Source organism: Streptomyces sp. HP-A2021 (assembly GCF_022807935.1).
In the GTDB taxonomy this organism is placed as follows: Bacteria; Actinomycetota; Actinomycetes; order Streptomycetales; family Streptomycetaceae; genus Streptomyces; species Streptomyces afghaniensis.
In genome coordinates, this window is record NZ_CP094344.1 from 8,410,065 (window position 1) to 8,431,676 (window position 21,612).

Consider the following 21,612-nt stretch of genomic DNA (forward strand, 5'->3'; position numbering starts at 1 on the left):
GGGCCGGATCACCCCCCGCGTGATCCCACCCCCCGTCGTTACCCGCCGGTTGCCTCTGGGGTAGGGTCCCCACCGTTTCCGGTTACCGGCTGATGGTGTGCCGGTACGGGGCGTGTCGGAGGGTGGCAAGACGATGGACTCCCAGTGGGGTGACGGCGGATCAGTGGACCTGGACGACACGCGGCTGGAGGCCCTGAGTCCCCAGCCGCTGCTGACCCGTGACTACGAGACGCGCCCCGCGCTCGTGTACGAACGGCTGAGGCAGCAGCACGGCCCGGTCGCGCCGGTCGATCTGCTCGGCGTACCCGCCTGGCTGGTCCTCGGCTACCGCGAGTCGCTCCAGGTCCTCCAGGACAACGACGGCTTCCCGAAGGGGCTGGAGAACTGGCGGGCCCGCTCCGAGGGCCGGGTGCCGGCCGACTGGCCGCTCGGCCCGTCCCTGGAGGTCAACCACATCCTGATCCAGGGCGGCTCCGGATACCCTCCGCTGCGCACGGCCTGGGACGTGGCCCTCAAGCCGTTCCAGGACCCGCGCCACCCCCAGGCCAAGCGCCTCAAGGCCGCCGTCACCGCCTACGCCGACGAGCTGATCACCCTGGTCGGGCAGGGCGGGAAGACGGGCGTGGCGGACCTGTCCGCGCAGTTCTCCCGGCCGCTGCCGCTGATGGTGGCCAGCCATCTGCTCGGCTTCCCGGGCTCCCAGGGCGACGACGCGCTGATGGACATGTGGCGCGTGCTCGACGCGGGCCCGGACGCGGAGGCCGCACTGGAGCGCCTGCTCGCGACGCTGGCGGAACTGGCCGCGACGAAGCTGGAGAAGCCGGGCGACGACTTCCCCTCCTACCTGCTGGCCGCGCACCCGGACCTGTCGCTCGACCACCTGGCCCGCGAGCTGTTCATGCTACTCGGCATGACCTCCGACCACGTCGGCATCCTCATCTCCAACACCGTCGTGGAGGTCATCTCGGGCGAGGGCAGCGTGCGCGCCAGCCTGTCCGCCGGGATGGTCCGGGAGGCCATGAACCGGTCCGTCATGCGCAAGCCGCCCCTGGTGAACTTCGTCCCGCGCTTCGCCGCCGAGGACACCCCGCTCGGCAACTACACGATCCGGGCCGGCGACCCGGTGTGGGTCTCCTCGGCGGCCGCGCACGCCGACCCGCTCTTCGCCGACCACGTCGCCTCCGGCACCACCATCAGCACCCGGGCCCATCTGTCCTGGGGAGCCGGACCGCGCCAGTGCCCGGCGCGGGAGCTCGCCTCGACGGTCGCGGCGGCCGGTGTGGGGCGCCTGTTCGAGCGGTTCGACCACCTCGGTCTCGCCCTGCCCGCCGACCAACTGCCCTGGCGCTCCTCCCCGTTCATGCGCGGCCTGCGTTCGCTGCCCGTGCGGTACGAACTCTCCGCCGCGCCTGTCCGGCCGCCGGCGGACGGACCCGCGCCGGAGGTGGCCGAGGAGGTCCTGCCGGACCGGTCCGCCCGGCAGCGCTCCTCGCTGTGGCGCTATCTGACCGGCCTGATCCGCGGCGGCCGCTGACCGGGAGGCCGGGCGGAACGCCCATGCAGTATCACTGTTCCTCCCGGTCCGGGGGTGACGGTCTCACGCCGCACGCGTGACGAACGGTGCTGTTGCACGGCTTCCCGCTCTGCGATGCTCGTCAGAGGTCCCGGGACAGAAGTCCCGGGCAGGGATCCCGGGACAGGGCGCGAGGGCCCGCGGGGGCCGGGCAGGTTCACCTCGATGACCTGCCCGGTTCACACCCAGCCCGACTCCACAGCGATCCGGATCGCATCGATCCGATTGCGGCCGCCCGTCTTCCTGGTGATCGCCGACAGATGGTTGCGGACCGTCGCCACGGACAGGCACAGCCGCTCCGCGATCTCCCGGGTGGGAGTGCCGTCGGCGGTCAGCCGCAGCACCTCCACCTCGCGCGGGGTCAGCGGGTTCGCCCCCGCGTCCAGCGCGGCCAGCGCGAACTCGGGGTCGACGAACCGCTGCCCCCGCACCAGCTTGCGCACCCCGTGGACCAGCCGGTCCGGCGGCGCGTTGGTGCTGATGACGCCCGCGGCGTGCAGATCGAGCATGCGGCGCAGCCGCTCGGGCGTCGTCGAGGCCATCATCAGCAGCATCCGGCACTCCGGCAGCCGCGCCCGCAGCTCGCCCCGGACGGCGACCTCCTCGCCCTCCCCGGAGTCCACGTCGATCACGGCCACGTCGGGCCGGCACGCCACGGCACGCGCCACCACGTCACCGTTGCCGTCGGCCTCGGCGACGACCTCGATGTCGTCCTCACGGGACAGCAGAGCAGCGAACGCTCCCCGCACCAGGCGGGTGTTCTCGACGAGAAGAACGCGGATCACTGTCGCTCCCACTCGGCCGTCGCGGCCCGATGACCGCCTCTGAACGGATTATCACCGCACACCATGGCAATTTCAGTGCGGCGGCACCGAGGTTGATCGAGTGGTGAGGCCCGGAAGCCGGGCGTACCGTCGAACGGTGGACACCGCAGGCAGCAGCCCGCAGCCGGCTACACCACAGGCGACCACCACCAGGGAATCCGGTGGTGGTGGGAACGCGATGGCACTGTTCGTCCTCGCCTCGTGCCAGCTGATGGTGGTCCTCGACATCACCATCGTGAACATCGCCCTGCCGCACATCCAGAGCGCGCTGGACTTCTCCACCACGAGCCTGGCCTGGGTGGTCAACGCCTACACCCTCACTTTCGGCGGCCTGTTGCTGCTCGGCGGCAGGACGGGCGACATCCTGGGACGGCGGCGCGTCTTCATCTTCGGTGTCCTGCTCTTCGTCCTCGCCTCCCTGCTCGGCGGGCTCGCCCAGAACGCCGGTCAACTCCTCGGCGCACGTGCCCTCCAGGGCGTCGGCGGCGCCATCGCCTCCCCGACGGCCCTCTCCCTGATCAGCACCACCTTCCGCGAAGGGCCCGAACGCAACCGCGCCTTCGGCGTGTTCGCCGCGGTATCGGCGGGCGGCGGCGCGATCGGCCTGCTCGCGGGCGGCATCCTGGTGGAGTGGCTGAACTGGCGGTGGGTGCTGTTCGTCAACGTGCCCATCGGCCTGCTCATCGTGCTCGCCACCCCGCGTTGGATCAGGGAGTCCGAACGCCACCCCGGGCGCTTCGATGTCACCGGCGCGCTCACCTCAACCGTGGGCATGGTGCTGCTCGTCTACGGGTTCATCAGGGCCGCGCAGGAGGGCTGGCGCGACGCCCTCACCCTCGCCTCGTTCGGTGCGGCGGCCGTCGTCCTGACGGGCTTCATCCTGATCGAGCGGCGCTCCAGACAGCCCATCACGCCCCTGCACATGTTCGCCGACCGCAACCGTGCGGGCACGTACGGCATCATGCTGTGCCTGGCCGCCGCGATCTTCGGCATGTTCTTCTTCCTCACGCTCTTCGTGCAGAACGTGCTGGGGTTCAGCCCGCTCGAAGCCGGACTGGCCTTCCTGCCGGTCAGCGCGGTCATCGCCATCGGCGCCGGACTGGCCTCGCGGTTCCTGCCCGTCTACGGGCCCAAGCCGTTCATGGTGATCGGCGCGATCCTGGCCGCGGCCGGGCTGGCCTGGCTCACCCTGACCGACGTGCACTCCACGTACGCGGGCAGCGTCCTCGGCCCGATGCTCGTCTTCAGCCTCGGCATGGGCATGGAGTTCGTGTCGCTGACCCTCATGGCGCTGTCCAACGTGCCCACGCCGGAAACCGGCGCCGCCTCCGGACTGCTCAACGCCACGCAGCAGGTCGGCGGCTCCCTCGGCCTGTCCATCCTGGTCACCATGTACGGCACGGCCAGCACCAACGAAGCCGAGAAGCAGATCCCGCTCTTCCTTCAGCAGGCGCCCCCTGCCGAGCGCCTGCGCTTCGAACGCACCGGGCAACTGCCGAAACCCTGGTCCGACGAGATCCTCACCGCCGGCGTCTCGGCCGCCTTCATCATGGCGGCGATCTTCACCGCCGTCGCCGCCCTGATCGCACTGATCGTCATCCAGGTCCGCCCCTCCGACCTGGAACGCCTCAAGGGAGGGGCGGGCCCCGGCCCGTTGTGAGGCCCGCCCCCGGCTCCGCTACGCCCCGATCCTCGCGGCGATGACCGGCGCCAGCCGGTCGGCGATGACCCGGTGCCCCCGGTCGTTGGGATGCACCGAGTCCGTCAGATCGCCCGAGCCCAGCCAGCCGGTCGTGTCGACGAAGGAGACCCGCGTGTCACCGCCGGCGACGGCGGCCTTCACAGCGGCCTCGGTCTGCGGGACGTACCGTCCGCGGAACGTCTCCAGCGCGAAGATCCACGCCTGCGGATACGCGGCACGGACCTTGCGCAGCAGACTGCTGTACGCCGACTGGAACTGCGCGGAACTCACCCCGTGCCCCACGTCGTTGGTGCCGAGGTTGATGACGACCGCGTCGGCACGGTAGCGGGAGAAGTTCCAGTCGGGCGTCGCGGCGTTCGGGTTGAGCTTGGTGAACTGCCGCTCGAGCCCCACACAGCCGTCCGCCGCGGCCACCAGACACGCCCCGCCCTGCGCGATCTGCGTGTGCTCGACGCCGAGCCGCTCCCCGATCAGCCAGCCGTACGCGGTACGGGCGTTCTGCGAGGACGTCGTGCCCACGGTGATCGAGTCGCCGACGAACTCGACCAGCTTCGCCGGAGCCGGCGGGGCGAAGGTCGTCGCGCCGCTGTCCAGGACCAGCCCCTGGAAGACGGCGTCGCCCTTGTACGATCCGGCCACCACCTGGTAGTTGACCTGGAGCGTGTGGTTGCCGGAGGAGAGGGCCGACGGGGTCAGGTTCACCGTCCCCTTGACGTCGTCGTAGAACGTCACCGGCCCGTTGTCGATCCGCGCCCACAGATCGATCGTGCCCCGCTGCTTCAGCTTGACCGTCCGGCCGGTGAAACCGACGCGGTAGTAGGCGCCCGCCCAGTACGGCGTGTAGGCGGTGGCGGAGCCGGCGGTGTCCCACCGGCCGACGAACTTGATGTTCGGGTCGCCGGGCTGCCCGGGAGCCGCCGCCCGCACCGTGGCGCCGCTGCCGAGCCGGGCGCGGACGACCGGGGCCAGGCGCTCGGCGAACTTGGTGTGACCCGCCTCGTTCGGATGCCCGTTGCCGTCCTCGTAGTCGGCGCCGTCGGTGAGCCAGCCCGAGGTGTCGACGTAGTGCACACGGGCGTCACCGGCGCTGTTGCGGGCGCCGACGGCGGCCCTGGTCTCGGTGACGTAGCGCTTCTTCAGCGTCTGCACCGCGAAGAGGTGCGCCGTGGGGTACTTCGCGCGCACGTCCCGCAGGAACGCGGTGTACGCCGACTGGAAGGCGGCGCCGGACACGCCGTGCCCGATGTCGTTGGTGCCGAGGTTGATGACGACCGCGTCGGCCCGGTACCGGGAGAAGTCCCAGTCCGCGCCGCCGGTACTGGCCGTCTTGAAGAACTGCCCGCTCAGACCGGTGCACCCCGACTGCGCGACCAGGCAGTACCCGGACCGGGCGATCTGGGTGTGCCGCATCCCCAGCCGCTCCCCGGTCTTCCAGGCGTACGAGTCCAGCGCCAGCCGGTCGGTCAGGGCCCCGGCGGTGATGGAGTCGCCGACGAACTCCACCAGCCCTGACGGGGCGCCCGCGGCGACGGTCCGCGCACCGGAGTCCAGAACCAGACCCTGGAAGACGGTGTCACCGGAGCGGTAGGACAGGCGCAGGGTGTGGGTGCCGGGGGTAAGCGGCCGGGGCGTGAGGTTCACCGTGCCGCGCACACCGGCGTGGAAGACGTCGGGGCCGCCGTCGATGCTGGCGTAGAAGTTGACCGCGTTCCTGGCCCTGACCTTCACCGTGGTGCCGGTGAAGCCGGTCTGGAGGTAGCCGCCGGTCCAGTTGGGCACGGCCGCGGTCCCGGAGGAGGTGTCCCAGCGTCCGACGTACGCGATGTTGGGATCGGACACCGAGCCGTCGCCCGCCGCGGCCCGCGCGGGAGAGCCGCCCGCAAGGGACAGCAGGCAGGCGAGCAGCGCGGCGGTGAGGAGAGCGGGCAGGGCCCGTCCGGGGGAGGGGCGGGGGGAGGTCTGCACGGGGTTCCCTTTCACGTGGGGGGCGGTTGGGAGCGCTCCCATGAGCAGCCTTTCGAGGGAAGCAGTGAAACGGTTCAGACGTCAAGTGGTCCGGCAGGGACGAAAGTTGCGACCGGGATCCCGCGCGGCCCGGCCTGGCGGGGTACGGCCGGGTGGCGGGTCCCGGCGGCTTCCGTCGGGTGAACCTGCCGCTCGCGGACGCCCGGGACCCCGCGGCCGCGGAACCCTCACAGGGTGAACGGTGGTGCGAGTGCTTCCCAGGGTCCTGCCGCCCCGCGACTCGAAGGAGGAGGACTGTCGCGACTGCTCGGGCGGATGCTCCGTGACGGGCTCGGCCTGCGCCGCGCGCTGCACCGGCGCCGGCTCATGCGGCAGGGCTACGACCGGACCCGGACCTGGCGGGTCCGCAAGAGCGGCGGGTACGTGGCGCTGCTGGTGCTGACGTTCCTCGGGGCGCTGCTCCTGCTGTTCCTGGTTGTCACGGCCGTCATCACCCTGTCGCAGGAAAAGAACTACGGGTCGCCCACCGCATGGGTGGACAAACAGTGCGACAAGGATGGTTTCAGCTGCACCGTCCTCCAGTCCCTCTTCATGCCCTTCCTCACCCTCGCGCTGGCCACCGTCACCTACCTGTTCTTCCGGTTCAGCCATGTGCGCCGGGCCTACCTGCGGAAGGCGCGCCAGGAGCCCCACGCACTTGTGGAGACCGCGGGCGGCATCTTCGGCCGGGTCGTGGGCCGCGACCAGCTCTGCTCCGTCCTCATGGAGGACCTGCGGGACCGCCGCTTCCGCCGTACGCACGTCGTCGTCGGCGGCATCGGCACGGGCAAGACGGCGCTGGTCGTACTGCTGACGCAGCGGCTCGCGGAGCGCGGGGCCGTGCCCGTGCCGCTGCGGCTGCGCGCCGCCGACACGAACCTCGACTTCCGCGGGCTGGCCTTCGAGCGCTTCTGCCGGGAGGTGCAGGGCCACATCCGCTCCGGCGCCGAGGCGGAGAAGGTGTGGCGGCGCCTGTGCCAGCAGGGGCGGATCGTGGTGCTCGCGGACGGCCTGGACGAGGCGCTGACCGCCGACCACCTGACGGAGGAACGCGACACCATCATCCGGCTGGCCATCCGCCGTGCCAACGAGGAGGGCCTGCCGCTGATCATCACCTCCCGGCCGCACGACTCGCTGCACGGCATGGAGGCGTCCCTGACCGAGCTGGAGCCGCTGAGCGAGGAAGCCGCCCTCACCTACATCTCGTCCGGCGGCGCAGGGGAGGACCGGCAGCGGCTGGACTGGATCGTCGAGCGGGCCGGCATCGCCGAGGCCCCGACCTACCTGGAGATCGCCGCCGAACTGCACGAGCAGGGACTGCTGGAGCGCGCCCTCGCCGGCCAAGGGGAGGAGGAGGCCGTCGAGACGCGGGGCGGCGACCGGGCGTCCCTGCGGTTCCACCTGTTCGAGACCTGGCTCAGCGCCCTGATCAGCGGCCGCTTCGGCCCGCAACTGCCGCTCTCCCCGGAGGAGCGCCGCGCGGTCGTCCACTACCTGTCCGCGCTGGCGTGCGTGGGACTCGCCCTCGACACCTCCGAGGTGCGGTTCGCCGACGTCGTCGACGAGCAGGACCCGGCCCGCTCCCGCTTCCCCGAGATCGTCCGGGAGCTGGCCCGCAGGGTCGGCGACAGCGGCATCGACCTCAGACTCGCCGCACACTGGGGCGCCGGGATGGAGCTGGTCGAGCTCGGCGGCGACCGCGTCCGCTTCCAGCACAGCGTGATCCAGTCCCAGCTGGGGGCCCGCTTCCTGAACGCGGTGATCCACCCGGACGTCCCGGCACAGCCGACGGAGGGCTCGTACTTCCCGGCGGCCCTGCGCGAACCGGGCCGGGAACTGCTGATCGCCATGGTGCTGCACTCCCGGCTGCCCGACGGCGCGTGCGTCCACGAGGAGCCGGGCGCGGTGGGCTCCGACGGGACACTGTGGTGCCCGGTGAGCGCCGCCCGGGACCTGCTGATGGAGGCCGCCTGCCAGGCACAGACGGTCAGGAACACCGGCCCCGACAACGACGACAAGCATCAGGTACGGCCCCTCTTCGGCCGCACCCTGCACAGCAAGGCCCTGGAGCTGTACGCGGCGGCCCTGGAGATCGACAGCGTCGACGCCCAGCCGGAGCAGCACCTCATCGCCATGCGGCTGTGCACGTCCTGGCCGGATCTGCGGGCCCGCGACCCGCACACCCTGCGCACCGCGAAGGCCCTGCTCGTGGCCCGGTTCGGCGACGCCATGCGCGGCGTCGCACAGCGGCAGACCCTCCGGCCCGCCTATCTGGAGATGTTCGAGATCGCCCGACTCGAACCCTCCTACCCGGTGCGGCTGGCCATCGCGCAGGAGATCGGCGCCGGCGGCGACCTCGCCTTCGCCGCGCTCCAGCCGAGGCTGCGCGGGCCGCAGCTGGTCGAAGGCCTCCGGGTCGAGCGGGAGCCCGACTGGCGGGAGAAGCTGTGGGGCGGGCAGCAGCCGGAGCTGGTGGGGGAGCGGGAGACCAGACTGCGCCGGCAGGGCGAGGGCCAGGTCGCGCGCATGAAGAGGGAACTGAAGGAGCGTGAGGACGAGCGGCGCCTGGAGCGCAGACGGGAACGCGAGGACCGCGAGGCCGAGGAACGGCAGTGGCGGGACAACACCCTGTGCGCCTGGCTGATCCCGCTGCTCGTCGGTTCGGTCACCACCCACCGGCACCAGGACACCCCGTACGCGTTCCTGGAGAGCTGGGTGCGACGCGTCGGCGTCCCGGCGGACGGTCTCGACGGGCCCGCCGGGCTCGACCTCAACGTGGAGGTGGCACTGGCCCAGGGCTTCAAGTACGCGGCGAACCGCCGGCACCGCCATCCGCACGCCCGGCCCGAGGCCCGCGAGTACCTGAGCGAGCAGGCGTGGGACATGCTCAAGCGCTCCCGGTTCTGGTTCACGCGCCTCACGCTGCTGCACGCGCTGACCCTGTGGGACCTGCCCGACGGCAACGCCGCCGGACGCCCGTCACGCGGTCACGGGTCCGACCCCGCCCAGCAGGTCCGTCAGTGGCTGGCCCGGCCGGACGGCGAACCGGAGCACCCGTTCGTGACCGCGGCCGGGAAACTCTGCGTCTGGGCCCTGGAGACGCGGCAGCCCGAACGGTTCCTGTGGATCGACGAGTCGGGCGTCGCCGCGCACGTCGGCTCCCAGACGTCCCAGGGCGAGGCACGCAAGCACAACCTGTGGATCCCGCCCTCCACGGGCTGGAGCGCCCTGCACCCGAGCGCGCAGCAACTCCTCGCCGACGTGCTGCTGCTCCTGAACCTGGCCGAACGGGGAGACTGGCCCACCGACCGCATCCGGCGCCTCCAGCACACCGCCCGGCCCGACCTGCCGCCCTGCCTCACCCTGGACCGCACCCCGCTCGACCCGGGCGGCACCACCGTCCGCACGGCCTCCTCCCAGGCGGGCTCCAACTGCCGCGACGACTGCGCCTTCGAACTGTGCCCGTACCCGCCCAAGGGCCTCGACGGCCACCGGGCGGAACTCGGCGAGGCCTTCTGCCGCGCCCAGTCCACCCTCCTGTCCCGCTCCCCGTTCCGCCCGAAGGCCTCCTGGCAGCGCCGTACGAACATCACGGAGCTGCGGAGGTTCTGGGAGTCGATGGGGCATCGGGCGCAGCACAACTCGAGGCAGCGGTGAGCCGACCGGCGGCCGCTACCGCTCGTGCCGGGAGCGGTTCGCCAGGGCGTCGGCGAGGCCGGACGCGTCCGTGCCGAGTTTTCGGTACACGGAGGACAGGAGCTGCCGTACGCCCTGCTCGGTGAGCCGCAGCTCCTTCGCGACGACCGATGCCGGGCTGCCCAGGGCCGTCATCTCGGCTGCCCTGCGCTCCCGGGCCGTCAGCATGTCCGTCTGCGCGTAGCGCAGGGGCAGCGGGCGCAGTCCCGCGGCGGAGAGCTCCCGCCTGGCCCGGGCGGCCAGACCTTCGGCACCGCAGTGCACCGCGCCCTCCAGGCCCTGGTAGAGCCGGTCGGCGGCGTCGTGCAGACGGCCAGCCGGTCGGCGGCGTCGTGCAGACGGCCGCTGCGGGCCAGCGCGGCGCCGTGGCCGACCAGGGCACGGGCCAGTTCGTAGGAGGCGGGCGACCGCTCCAGATGGTCGACGGCCTGCGTGTGCAGATCGAGTGCCGCCTGCCCGCCCGTCACCTCCGCCTGGACGTGCAGCGCCTGCCCGATCGCGGACGCCGCACCGAAGTCCCGGGCCCGCTTGACCGCGTCCTGGGCATGGCGGACCGCCTCGCTAGGGGCGGTACGGGCGAGCGCCGAGGCCAGCCCGAGCTGCCAGGGGCACCACGCGGGGTTGTGCCAGTCCCGCGCGTCCAGCCAGTCCCCGACCGCGGACAACAGCCGCGCCGCCTGCGCCAGTCGCCCCTCTGCCAGGAGCAGGTCGGCGTACACCGTGCGCGGATCCGGGAAGATGACGGCGTTGGGGACCACGTCGCCGTAGTGGTAGCTGTCGGCGAGCCGGCGTGCCGCCACGACGTGGCCGCGGGCCAGCAGGGTCTGGATGAGAATGCCGATGGCGAACCACTGGGCGGGCACCGCTCCTTCGACGCGCTCGGCGGTGTGCAGCCCGGCCCGGACGAGTTCCTCCGCCTCGGGCAGGCAGCCGCGGCGGTAGCGGATGTAGCCCAGGAGTGTCTGGCCCTGCGCCAGGTGGGAGCCGCGCCACCCCATGTGCTCGCACTCGGCCATGCCTTCGGCGAAGAGCTCCTCGGCCCGCCGGGGCTGGTCGCAGTACATGAACAGCAGGGCGACCGCCGCGGGCACCTCGAAGCCGCGGTTCTCGTCGGTCCAGCTCATCCCGCCGCGCAGGGCCTCCTCGGCATATCCGAGGGCGGTTCGCCGCGGCTCGCCGCGCACGAGGGCGTCCCACGCCCGCAGACCGAGGATGTAGCGCTCCTCCAGGCCCCGGCCCGGCAGCTTGTCCGCAAGCCGCGCCAGCCGGCGCGAGCGGGCGGACGAGTCGGGCTCGTCGGCGCGGAACGCGCTCCACACGAAGTGATCGGCCTGCATGCGCAGTTTGACGCGCGCATTGGTGGCGCGCCGAGCCTCGTCGGCGGCCACGGTCGCGGCCTCGGTCAGCCGGTCGGTGTGGGCCAGCGCCTGGGTCAGCCGGTAGACGATGGAGGCGCGCAGGTCGGGGTCGATCCCCGGCTCCGTCAGCGCCTCCCGGAGATGGCTGACGGTGGCCGTGGGCTCGATCAGGAAAGTGGAGCAGGCCAGCTCGTGGAGAAGGGCGGCGCGGTCCTTTGCCGGGGGCGGTTCCCGCAACGCCCGGGCCAGCACGCGCCGGGCGGCCTCCGGAGCCCCGGCGCGCAGATACTCACGCCCGGCGGCGCGCAGGCATGCGACCGCCTCGGGCCGGCCGTCGCAGGGAACCTCCAGCAGGTGCCGGGCGGCGACGGTGGGATCGGCCCCCACCGCCTGGGCGGCATGGGCGGCCGCGTTGTGCATGCCGACCCGCAGGCCCGCAGGGATGTCGCGGTAGATCGTCGTGGCGATCTGCGGGTGGACGAACTCCAGGCCGCCCGCGGGCTCGTCGGCGTCCGCGAGGATGCGCCGGGCGCGCAGCTTCTCGGCCGCCTCGACGGCCTCCTCGCTGCCGAGTACCGCGAGGTCGGCGGCGACCTCCGGTGAGAAGGGCCCGCCCAGGACAGCGCCGGCCCACGCGAAGCGGATGGTGCCCGGGCCGAGCCGTTTGAGGCGCTCGATCAGGCCGGGGCCCTTGACCGCGGCGGCGAGGTCCCGCATCACGGGCAACTCGTCCTGGGTGCCCCTCACCTTCTGCTCACGGAGCCTGATGGCCAGCTCGACGGCCTCGAAGGGGCTTCCGCCGGTGACCGTCCAGCACTCGCCGCAGAACTCGTCCTCGGCTTCCTCACCCACCTCGTCCCTGATGATCCGCGCCACACCGGCCTCACCGAGCGGCGACAGCAGGTGCGGGCGCTGCTCGTGGCGTTCGACGAGCGTACGGAAGGAGGTCGCGTCGGACGGGAGTTCGTCGGGCCGGTAGCCGACGACGATCAGCAGCGGGAGGTCCGCGACCCGGGGTGCGAAGGAGGCGAGCCAGTCGAGGGATTCGGCATCGGCCCAGTGCAGGTCGTCCAGGAGCAGGACGACGGGCGAGTTCAGCATCGTCAGGCGCGTCATGACCCAGTCGAGGCCGTCGCGCACCCCGGTCGGGTCCGGCATCCGGGCGGTGTCCGTCGCCTCGAGACCGAGGGCGGCGCCGACGATGTCGTACCAACTGCCCAGGAAGTCCCGGCGCTCCGTCTCGCCCATCCTGGCCAGGACGGGCTGCATGATCTGGCGGACGACGCGGAACGCCATCCCCCGCTCGTTCTCGCCGCCCTTGCCGGAGAACACCGTGAATCCGAGGGCGGCGGCGCGGGCGCGCGCCGCCGCGATGAGTGTCGTCTTGCCCAACCCGGCCTCACCGGTGAAGGCGAGCAGCCCGCCACGCGGTACCCGGGGAACGCCGTCGACGGTGTCACGGAGCGCCGCCAACGCGTGGTCGGTGGCCTGGAGTTCCTCGTCGCGTTCGAGAAGAGGCCGGTGTTCGGTGATCGGTTGCCGCAGCCCATGGGCCATGTGGTCTACCGCTTCCTGTCGTTGCTCCCCGCCGGACGGGGCGAGCGTACGCCCTGGTGCACGCCTCTTGGCCGGGTCGGAACAGGAGGTCGACAGGGAGGGTGAATTTCTGGCAGGAGCGGTTCGGGGCTCAGTCTTTCGGGTAGAGTGTCGCGTTTCCTCCCCCCTCGGGGACCTGCGGTGGCGGGGACCGGTCGGGCAGCGGATCAGAGCACCAAGGGTGCCGCCATCGTGTCCGCGTACCGTGGCACGGTCCGGGACCAGAAGTAGCAACCGCGGATCCAGCCGGCCATGCCCTCCACGTAGCCGACACCGGACGGGGTCAACTCCGGCCTGAGCTCACCGTAGAGATCCTCGAACTCGCGGATCGTGCTGTTGATGTGCTGTGTGGCGAGCGTGACGGCCACCGGCAGGGAGCACCGGTGTGTCCGCTGATAGGCGAGTGCCAGGTTGATCACCCCGCCCGCCCGCTGTTCCTTCACCGCGGAGAAGAGGTCGGGTATCCACACCGCCGCGTCGGCCGACAGCCGGCTCAGGCGTCGCATGACGGGGTGGTGGATCTCCTCGGGGGTCAGTTCACACGGCTGCGCGGCCTCGCACAGCGGGTAGAACGGCTCGACACCCGCGATGAGGGAGCGGATGGACCGGCACAGCCCGCTTCCCACCGGGACGGGGTGGGTCTGGGCCACCGATTCGTACAGCAGGCCGTGCACGTACTCACGGCTGTTCCAGGCCCATCGTGCGGCCTGAGCGGGTGTGCACCGCTCCCGTACCTGTCGATGGAGGTCGGCCAGGGCCGCCCCGAGCTGGGTGGTGGGCGGTTGGCCGTCCCGCAGGATCGCGATGCTCTCGCACAGCATGGGCAGCAGACGGCCCGGCGCGTGCCGGCCGACGTCCTCCGCGCGGTCGTCGAAGACGAACTGGTAGGCGATCTGGTTGGCCATGATCTGGAGTAGCCCGGAATCCATGGTCGGGCTGTTGTAGGCCGCGAGTTCGGCGGGGCGCGTACAGGAGATCATGGCCGCCACGGCCGGGTCATCGGTCAGCCCCCACGTCCTCAGCCATTCCTCGACGCCTGCCGCCGCTTCACAGGCGTGGGGATTGCGCTGGAAAGGGAAGGGCATGTAGAGGTTCGCGTCGATCAGTTCCCTCAGATCGACAACCGGAATTCCGTCCTGCGCGGCGAGCGTGATTTCCTCATGCGTCGCGGACATCGTTGCCACCTGCCGTTCGGGAGTCGTGGACGACGGGTACGACAGTTGTCCCGGGTGCGCGGGAATCCGCCCGAGGCGGTGTGCTCTCTGGCTGCCTCGAACGCGGTTCGCTGACCATCACCAGTTCCCTCGGCCCCAACGAAGCGGCGGGACGCAGCCGTTCGGTGCGGCCGGGCAGATGACGCAGCCGCCAGTGGCGGGCGATGAACGCGACGGCCACGGTGGCCTCCGTCAGTGCGAGTGTCTCTCCGATGCATTTCCGGCTGCCCGCACCGAACGGAATCATCGCTCCGGGCGGGACCGCGACGGCCTCCTCGGGCAGCCAGCGGTCGGGGAGGAAGCGATGGGGGTCGGGGAACAGGGCGGGGTCGTGGTGCAGGAGGTAGGGGCTGAACATGACGGTGGCGCCCTGCGGCAGACGGTGCCCGGCGAGCTCCGTCTCCTGTGTGGTGAGGCGGGTGAAGAGCCAGCCGGGCGGGCGGTGGCGGAGGGTCTCGGTGAGGACGCACCGGGTGTGGAGGAGGCGCGGCAGGTCGTCGGGGCCGGGCGGCCGCCCTGAAGCGAGCACGGCGTCGACTTCGGAGTGCAGGCGGCGTTCCTCCTCGGGATGCCGCCCCAGGAGCTCAAAAGCGGAGGAGAGGCACAGGGCGGTGCTCTCGACGCCGGCGAACATCAGCGTCAGCACCTGGCCGTGGACTTCCTGATCGGTGATCGCCGTCCCCCCGTCGGCCCGCGTGGCCGACAGCAGGGTCCCGAGCAGGTCGTCGCGGTCGTCGTGGGGGGTGCCTCGCCGGCGCCGGGCGATGGCCGCGTCGACGATCGCGCGCAGGCGGTCGGAGGCATGCCGGTAACGCCGGTTCGCCGGCGTGGGAACACGGAACAGCGCGTCGACCGGAATCACCGTCCGGACGAACATGCCGCGGAAGACGGTGGCCAGGCACCTGCGCATCTCGGCGGCCGTATCGGTGTCGAGCGAGTCGGAGAAGAGGACGCGGCTGACCACGCGTGTGGACAGGTCCATCATGGCCGCGCTGACGTCGACCACCTGCCCGGCCCGCCACGCGCGGCACACGGACTCCACTTCCTCGCCCATCAGCCGCACCTGGTCGGTGACGCGGGCCTTGCGGAACTCCGGCTGGAGCATCCTGCGCTGGCGCCGGTGGTCCTCATGGCGGCAGGTGCCGACGCCGTCCCCCAGCAGCATCCGTAACCTGTCGTAGAGCGGGCCGCCCTTGTCGAACGTGCGCGGGTCCCTGAGCACCTGGTGGACCAAGTCGGGGTGACACGCCATCCAGGCACGCTGCGGACCCAGGCGTATCTCGACCAGATCCCCGTGTTGGGACAGGGAATTCAGAAAGGCCAGCGGTCGACGGACCAGGTCGACACCGTGGCCGATGAATGGGAATATGCCTGGAGCAGTGCCCACTGTCCAATCTCGGGCCGGTCCGGGAACGGAGCCGCTCATCGAATACCACCTGCCTCATTCGGCACACAGGATTTCGGTGCGGGCGCACCGGTTCGGGGCTCGCATCATGTCCTGCCCAGTGGAATCTGCCGACGGCTCGCTGAATCCTTTCTCTATAGGGGCGCACGGAGGCATGGAGGGGCGTCGAGCGAATCACGGTTGCTGCATGGATCAGCTTTTCATTGATTTTCTGTGCACGCGGAAATCTGTGTTCCCGGCAGTGCTCCTCAAGCCCACGGCAGTCCTGGTACGGCTGGCATGGACATGCTTGCCGGGTCGGGATTGAAGACACGGTGGTAGCTCTCCGGGGGCGCGAGAAAGCTCACCGGGAGGCCGCCCGTGTCGATGACGATCTGGTCCACCGCCATCGCCGGGTCCACCATGAACACCCGCAGCACATGCTCCCCTGGCTCCGCGACGGTTACCCGGGCCGTCAGCTTCTCGATGCCCTCCTCGACGTTGCGGGCCCAGGCGTCACCCCGGTTGCCCGTGGCGATCGCCTGGCCGGACAGGACCGTCGGCGGCTGGTCGTCGAGGGCGACCGCCAGCCGGCGCTTGCCCCGCTCGTCGAGGGAGGGCAGCCGGAAGACGGTCACCGGGAAGGTGCCGGTGCTGGTGAAGCGCACCCGGTAGCGCAGCTCCGGTGACCGGGTGGGCAGATCCTCGGTGATCGGTGGTGCGGTCGTCGGGACCGCCTCGACGGCGGCCGTACGGCGTCCCAGGCCGCGTACGACCCGCCACCGGGCCCCGCCGCGCGCCACCTGGCGGTCGAAGTGCGCGGCGTCGATGGACACATGGCCGTGGGCCTCGACGAAACCGCGGGCGCGCTGCCGGGCCCGTTCGCCGTCGTTGACCACCCGCAGCGGCACCTCGGCGGTCGTGCCGGCGCCGGTGAAGGTCAGGGTGGGCAAGTGTGTGCCCTCCGGTGCACGCGGCCAGTCGATCTCCGCCCATACCCGTGTCTGGTCCGTGAGTTCGCCGCCGGCCGTGCTCAGCCGGATCCAGGGGTGACTCGGCTCGGCCTGCCACTCCAGGGGGAGGAAGCCCGTGTTGAAGACGTCCACGAAGCGGCGGTCGCGGGTGTAGGAGGAGAAGGAGAGCGGCCGGCTCGCTCCCGTTTCGTTGCCCTCCGCGGCCAGCCCCAGGCCCGAGGTCTCCTGGCGGGGCACCCGTGTGACGGCCGGACGGCCCGGGGCCTTCGGGATCTGGGAAGGGTAGGGGTTGACGATGCCGTCCCACTTGCCGCCCGCGATCTCCGCGTTGTAGCGGCGGGTGATCGCCTGCTCCTCGGTGTGCGCGGCCTCGGCCAGATCCGCGAAGCGGTTGGTGCCCGCGCCGCGGCCCTGACGGACGGCGAGTGCGTTCCGGTCCGCCCAGTAGTACTTCAGGTTCATCAAGTACGCGCCGTGCACCGGGTATTCGACCAGCTCGTAGAAGGCGTCGCGGTAGGGCTCGGGCAGTTTCGCGCCCAGCTTGCGCACCCGGTCCAGCAATTGCTCGTAGGCGGTCAGCCGGCGGCCCGCCTCGTCGCCGTGCTGCACCGTCGAGAAGATCGCCTTGTCGATGAACTCCGGGCGCCGCTCTGCCGCCAGGCGGTAGTACTCCGTGCGGATGGCGGCGATCTCCGAGCCGTGGCGCCGGCCGAACTGGCGCCCGGCCCACTCCACCAGGAAGTCCTCGACGTCGTCCGGCCCCCAGCGGTCCACGTCCCACGCCATGTCCAGGCAGAAGGACAGGCCCGTCTCGATCGACTTGATGTCACCGACGTTGAAGATCCACATCCGGTCGGCCTGGTGGTCGTGGACCCGGCGCAGCTCCTGCCACACCTTGCTCAACTGCGTGGTGTCCAGCCACAGATAGCTCCGGGGGCGGCCCCAGTAGGAGAGGTGGTAGTAGATGCCGTTGCCGCCGGAGCGGCGGCGCTCCGCCTCGTCCGGGAGCTGGCGCATGTTGCCGTGGTTGTCGTCCGGCCAGATCAGCGTGACGTCGTCGGGGACCCGGACGCCCGCGTTGTACAGCTCCAGGACCTCCTTGTACGGGATGAAGATCTGCGGCTCGGCCGCCTCGCCCACCTCCTCGGCCAGGATGCGGCGCTGGTCGCTGATGATGTCGTTCATCACCGCGACCTTCTCCGGGATCGTGGTGGCGTACTTCGTCTCCAGCGCGGAGTCGTGCAGGCCGCGCATGCCGATCGTCCAGCTGCTCTCGTAGGCCGCGTTCTGCCGGGCCCGCGCCCGCCAGTAGCCGGAGATGACGGCCGGGTTCACCGTGTAGTCGTAGAGCGGCAGGGTGCCGTCAGGGTTGCGGTGGTCCTGGGCCCACGGCTCCCACTCGTGCACGCCGTTGCGGAGCATGGCCTCGGGGTGGCTGGAGCCGACCACGATGCCGTAGCGGTCGGCCAGTTCGGGGTTCTCGCGGTGCTTGTTGAAGAAGTCGGAGTACGGGTGCATCGCGGGCCAGAGGTAGTTGGCCTTGAGGCGGAGCAGCAGCTCGAAGACCCGCTCGTAGGTCCGGGGGCCGATGTTCTTGTCCGGCTCCTGCGTGCGGTGGGACCAGGTGGTGAGGTTCTGCTCGTCGTTGATGAAGATGCCGCGGTAGCGGACGGCGGGCTCGCGGCGCAGGAAGGGGCGCGCCGGGACCGTCACCGTGTCGCGGCGGACCACCGGGACGTCGGCCCACCAGTACCAGGGCGAGACGCCGATGCGTTCCGAGGTGTCATAGACGCCGTAGACCGTGCCGCGCCGGTCGCTGCCCGCGATGACCAGGGCGCGGTCCACGCCGGGCAGCGGACGGTCCACGACCTGGGTGACGGACGCCTCCCAGCGGCCCCGGACCCGGGAGACGTCCAGGCGCCCGTGCCGGACCAGCCGGTCGATCACCGGGCTCGCGCCGATCGTCCCCACCAGGACCAGGAGTGCCGCCCGCCGGGGCAGGGTGTGCAGCAGCCGTGGTGCGACGCCGCCGACCCGCTCCACGTCCGCCACGAGGTCACCGGCCGCGCGGATCACGGCGGGGTCGTCCGCCGCGTCCACGAACACGTCCGTGGGGGTGCCGTTGCGGAGCAGCGGGAAGTCCGGCCGGGCCGAGGCGGCGGCTTCGGCGGTGGTGGCGGGGAGTACGGCGGCGGGGAGCAGGGGGGCGGCGCCGACGGCTGCCATTCCGCGTAAGAACGACTTGCGGGTCCATGACGGGTGCGACGGTCTGTGGGGCTCGCTGTGCGGCACGGGGCACTGCCTTTCCGCGTCAGGCCCGCGTCGGTTCCTCGTCCGGGTCGTCGGCGGGGCTGCGCACGTGGGGTGGGCTGAGCGGGCTGATTGGCATGAGCAGGCTAGAAAGCGCTTGCCATCGCACCGCACCCTAGGCGAGCCGCGTCAGGGCGTCCAGAGGTCGGGAGGCGTCCGCGGCTGCACAACCCCGGCCGTCCCCCGGCTACCCGGCCCCCGCCATGAGCAGCCCCGCCAGCAGGGCCGTGCGCGGCGGGATGTGGTCCAGCAGGACGTGCTCGTGCCGTGCGTGGGCGCCGTCGCCCACCGCGCCCAGGCCGTCGAGGACGGGACGGCCGAGCGCGGAGACGAAGTTGCCGTCGCTCGCCCCGCCGACGGCCGTCTCCCGCAGGGACCACCCCAGCTCCTCCGCAGCCGCGTGCGCCTGCTTGAACAGGAGCCGGGAGGCGGGCGTCGGCACCATCGGGGGACGGTTCCAGCCGCCGGTGACGGAGGCCCTTACCCGGGGGTCGGAGGGTGCGAGGGAGGCCAGTGCGGAGTCGACGCGGGCCGCTTCGGCGGGGTCGGGGATCCGTACGTCGATGCCGCAGCTCGCCCGTCCGGCGACGACGTTGCGGCCCGTGCCGCCGCCGATCACCCCGACGTTGACCGTCGTGCCCCGCTCCCGGGAGCCCAAGTCGGCAACGAGGGTGACCAGTTCGGCGAGGGCGTGCACGGCACTGGCGCCCCGGTACGGATCGAGGCCCGCGTGTGCCTCCACACCCTCCACCGTCACCTCGAAGAGGCCGACGCCCTTGCGGGACGTCTTCAGCGCCCCCTCCGGCCCGGCCGACGCCTCGCACACGAGCGTGGCCGTCGCGTCCTCGCTCAGCCGCTCGATGTGCGGGCGGGAGGCCGGGCTGCCGATCTCCTCGTCGCCGTTCAGGAACAGCCGCACCGACGGGCGTGGCAGATCCAGTTCCCGCAGCAGGCGCAGTGCCCACACCGCCTGCACCAGACCGCACTTCATGTCGAACACGCCCGGACCGGTAGCCCGCCCGTCCCCGCTCACCCGGAAGGGCCATTCGGCGAGGGTGCCGGCCGGCCACACCGTGTCGTAGTGGCACAGGACCAGCACCACCGCGGGCGATGTGCCCCGGTACAGCAGCTCCAGCATGTCGCCGTGCGGACCGCCGTCGTACCGCCGCGACTCGTCCGGCGGGCCGAGCCGGTGGTGGGTCCAGGCCTCGACGGCGGCGAGCCCGGCGGTCAGCAACTCCTTGTCGTCGCTGGGCGTTTCCAGCTCGACCAGCCTCCGCAGGTCGCCGGTGATCTCCGGCAGGGCGGTCCGGGCCGACGACTCGACGCGGGTCAGGGACATGGACGGTCCTCCTCGTACGTGCGCAAAGCGGCCGGGCGGTCAGCGGACGGGCACCCCGGGGCCCAGCGGAATGCCCAGTGCCCACCAGGCGTAGAACAGCAGCGTCCAGGCCGCCAGCATGACCAGGCACAGCGGCAGGGTCAGCGACAGCAGCGTGCCGATGCCGGCCGAGCGCCGGTAGCGCTGGACGACACCCAGGGTCATCACGAAGTAGGCGCTCATCGGGGTCGCCGCGTTGGTGCACGAGTCGGCGATGCGGTACACCGCCTGGGTCACCTCGGGCGGGATGTCGAGCAGCATGAACATCGGCACGAACACCGGGGAGACCAGGGCCCATTGGGCGGAGCCGCTGGTGACGAGCAGGTTGATGACCGTGCAGACGAGCAGGACGCCGAGGAACGCGACCGGGCCCGTGATACCCGCCGACTTCAGCAGGCCGGCACCCCGGATCGCGAGGACCTCGCCGACGCCGGTCCACTTGAAGTACGCCAGGAACTGGGAGATGGCGAAGAACAGCACCAGGATCGGTGCCATCTCGCGCAGGCCCTGCGCCATCTGGTCGGGGATGTCCCGGCCGGTCCGTACGGTCCCGACCGTGCGCCCGTACACGGCGCCCACGATCAGGAACGCCACCGCCAGCACCACCGCGATGCCCGTGAGCACCGGCGACTCCACGATGCTGCCGCCCTCGCCCCGCAGCGGCGACGAGGGCGGGGCCATCGCCACCACGACCAGCGCGGCGTACGCCAGCAGCGCGACACCCGCGTTGCGCAGGCCGCTGCGCTCCTCCGGACGCAGCGTCAGCCCACCGGCTTCCGTACCGGCGGCCTCGGGGGCGTCGTCCGGCTCCGGTTCCTCCGGCATCGCCGCCACCCGCCGGGCGATGACCTTCTCCGTGACGACGGTGACCACGATGGCCAGGACGACCGACGAGGCCACGGAGAAGAAGTAGTTGGACAGCGGGTTGACCACGTACGAAGGGTCGACCGTGTGCGCGGCGGCTGTCGTGAGACCGGCCAGGACCGCGTCCGTCGGTGTGACCAGCGGGCTCGCGTCATAGCCGGCGGAGACCGACACGAACGCCACCACGGCACCGAGCATCGGACTGCGGCCCACCGCCCGGAACGCCATCGCGCCCAGCGGCACCAGCACCACGTAGGCGGCGTCGGACGCGACGTGCGCGACCATGGCGGTGAAGGCGAGCGTGAACGTCAGCCACCGGGCCGGGACCCGGGCGACGGCCGCCCGCAGCATCGCGGGCAGCAGCCCCGACCGGTCGGCGACGGCCACGCCCAGCATGACCACGAGGATCGTGCCGAGCGGCGGGAACGTGGCGTAGTTGGTCACCGCGTCGGAGATCATCATCCGCAGCCCCTCGCCCGAGACGAGGCTGCGCACCCCCACCGTCTTGCCGGTGGCCGGGTTGAGCGCGGAGGCGCCGGTGGCCGACAGGAGCCAGCTGACCAGCGCCAGGACGACGCTGAGCACACCGAACAGCCAGAAGGGGTGCGGGAGTTTGTTGCCGAGGCGCTCGATGCGCCCGAGGACGGCGAGCAGTCGGGAGAGCTGCTTCGAGGGGACGTCGGGCGGCGGAGGTGAAGTGGCGGTGGTCACATCCCTATTGACGACCCTCTT

10 protein-coding genes and 1 pseudogene are annotated in these 21,612 nt (G+C 71.7%); 3 read left to right on the forward strand and 8 right to left on the reverse strand.

All coding sequences use genetic code 11. From position 1 onward, the window contains the following. Window positions 1-133 precede the first annotated feature (133 nt). The gene (locus tag MQE23_RS38040) at window positions 134-1,534 is read left to right on the forward strand and encodes a cytochrome P450 (RefSeq protein WP_037667609.1); all 1,401 of its coding nucleotides are present in this window, start codon (window positions 134-136) and stop codon (window positions 1,532-1,534) included. Window positions 1,535-1,752: 218 nt separating this feature from the next. On the opposite strand, the gene MQE23_RS38045 is transcribed toward MQE23_RS38040, so the two are convergent. Beyond that, window positions 1,753-2,358: a response regulator transcription factor gene (locus MQE23_RS38045; RefSeq protein ID WP_243381498.1), complete on the reverse strand. Its 606-nt coding sequence runs from the start codon at window positions 2,356-2,358 to the stop codon at window positions 1,753-1,755. A 217-nt stretch (window positions 2,359-2,575) separates the two neighbouring features. On the opposite strand from MQE23_RS38045, the gene MQE23_RS38050 reads away from it, so the two are divergent. Then, entirely contained in the window at window positions 2,576-4,057 is a 1,482-nt protein-coding gene (locus MQE23_RS38050; protein WP_243382887.1) for an MFS transporter, read from the forward strand. 18 nt (window positions 4,058-4,075) lie between these two features. On the opposite strand, the gene MQE23_RS38055 is transcribed toward MQE23_RS38050, so the two are convergent. Further along, window positions 4,076-6,064 carry a GDSL-type esterase/lipase family protein gene (locus MQE23_RS38055; RefSeq protein ID WP_243381499.1) on the reverse strand — a complete coding sequence of 663 codons (1,989 nt, stop codon included), beginning with the start codon at window positions 6,062-6,064 and terminating at the stop codon, window positions 4,076-4,078. 315 nt (window positions 6,065-6,379) lie between these two features. Between MQE23_RS38055 and MQE23_RS38060 the strand changes: the two genes are divergently transcribed. Continuing rightward, window positions 6,380-9,760: an NACHT domain-containing protein gene (locus MQE23_RS38060; protein ID WP_020270657.1), complete on the forward strand. Its 3,381-nt coding sequence runs from the start codon at window positions 6,380-6,382 to the stop codon at window positions 9,758-9,760. 15 nt (window positions 9,761-9,775) lie between these two features. On the opposite strand, the pseudogene MQE23_RS38065 reads toward MQE23_RS38060, so the two are convergent. From MQE23_RS38065 to MQE23_RS38090, 6 genes and pseudogenes are all read right to left on the reverse strand, one after another. After that, window positions 9,776-12,714, reverse strand: a pseudogene (locus MQE23_RS38065) (AAA family ATPase). Between the two features lie 206 nt (window positions 12,715-12,920). After that, the gene (locus MQE23_RS38070; RefSeq protein ID WP_020270655.1) at window positions 12,921-13,928 is read right to left on the reverse strand and encodes a (-)-alpha-amorphene synthase; all 1,008 of its coding nucleotides are present in this window, start codon (window positions 13,926-13,928) and stop codon (window positions 12,921-12,923) included. Then, window positions 13,912-15,393: a cytochrome P450 gene (locus tag MQE23_RS38075; protein ID WP_243381500.1), complete on the reverse strand. Its 1,482-nt coding sequence runs from the start codon at window positions 15,391-15,393 to the stop codon at window positions 13,912-13,914. The genes MQE23_RS38070 and MQE23_RS38075 overlap by 17 nt, the downstream gene beginning before the upstream one ends. Window positions 15,394-15,620: 227 nt before the next feature. After that, window positions 15,621-18,551 carry a glycosyl hydrolase 115 family protein gene (locus MQE23_RS38080; protein ID WP_243381501.1) on the reverse strand — a complete coding sequence of 977 codons (2,931 nt, stop codon included), beginning with the start codon at window positions 18,549-18,551 and terminating at the stop codon, window positions 15,621-15,623. Between the two features lie 271 nt (window positions 18,552-18,822). Next, window positions 18,823-19,977, reverse strand: coding sequence for a M20 family metallopeptidase (locus MQE23_RS38085; RefSeq protein ID WP_243381502.1), 1,155 nt, complete (start codon window positions 19,975-19,977; stop codon window positions 18,823-18,825). 39 nt (window positions 19,978-20,016) lie between these two features. Continuing rightward, window positions 20,017-21,591 carry an AbgT family transporter gene (locus MQE23_RS38090; RefSeq protein ID WP_243381503.1) on the reverse strand — a complete coding sequence of 525 codons (1,575 nt, stop codon included), beginning with the start codon at window positions 21,589-21,591 and terminating at the stop codon, window positions 20,017-20,019. Window positions 21,592-21,612 lie beyond the last annotated feature (21 nt).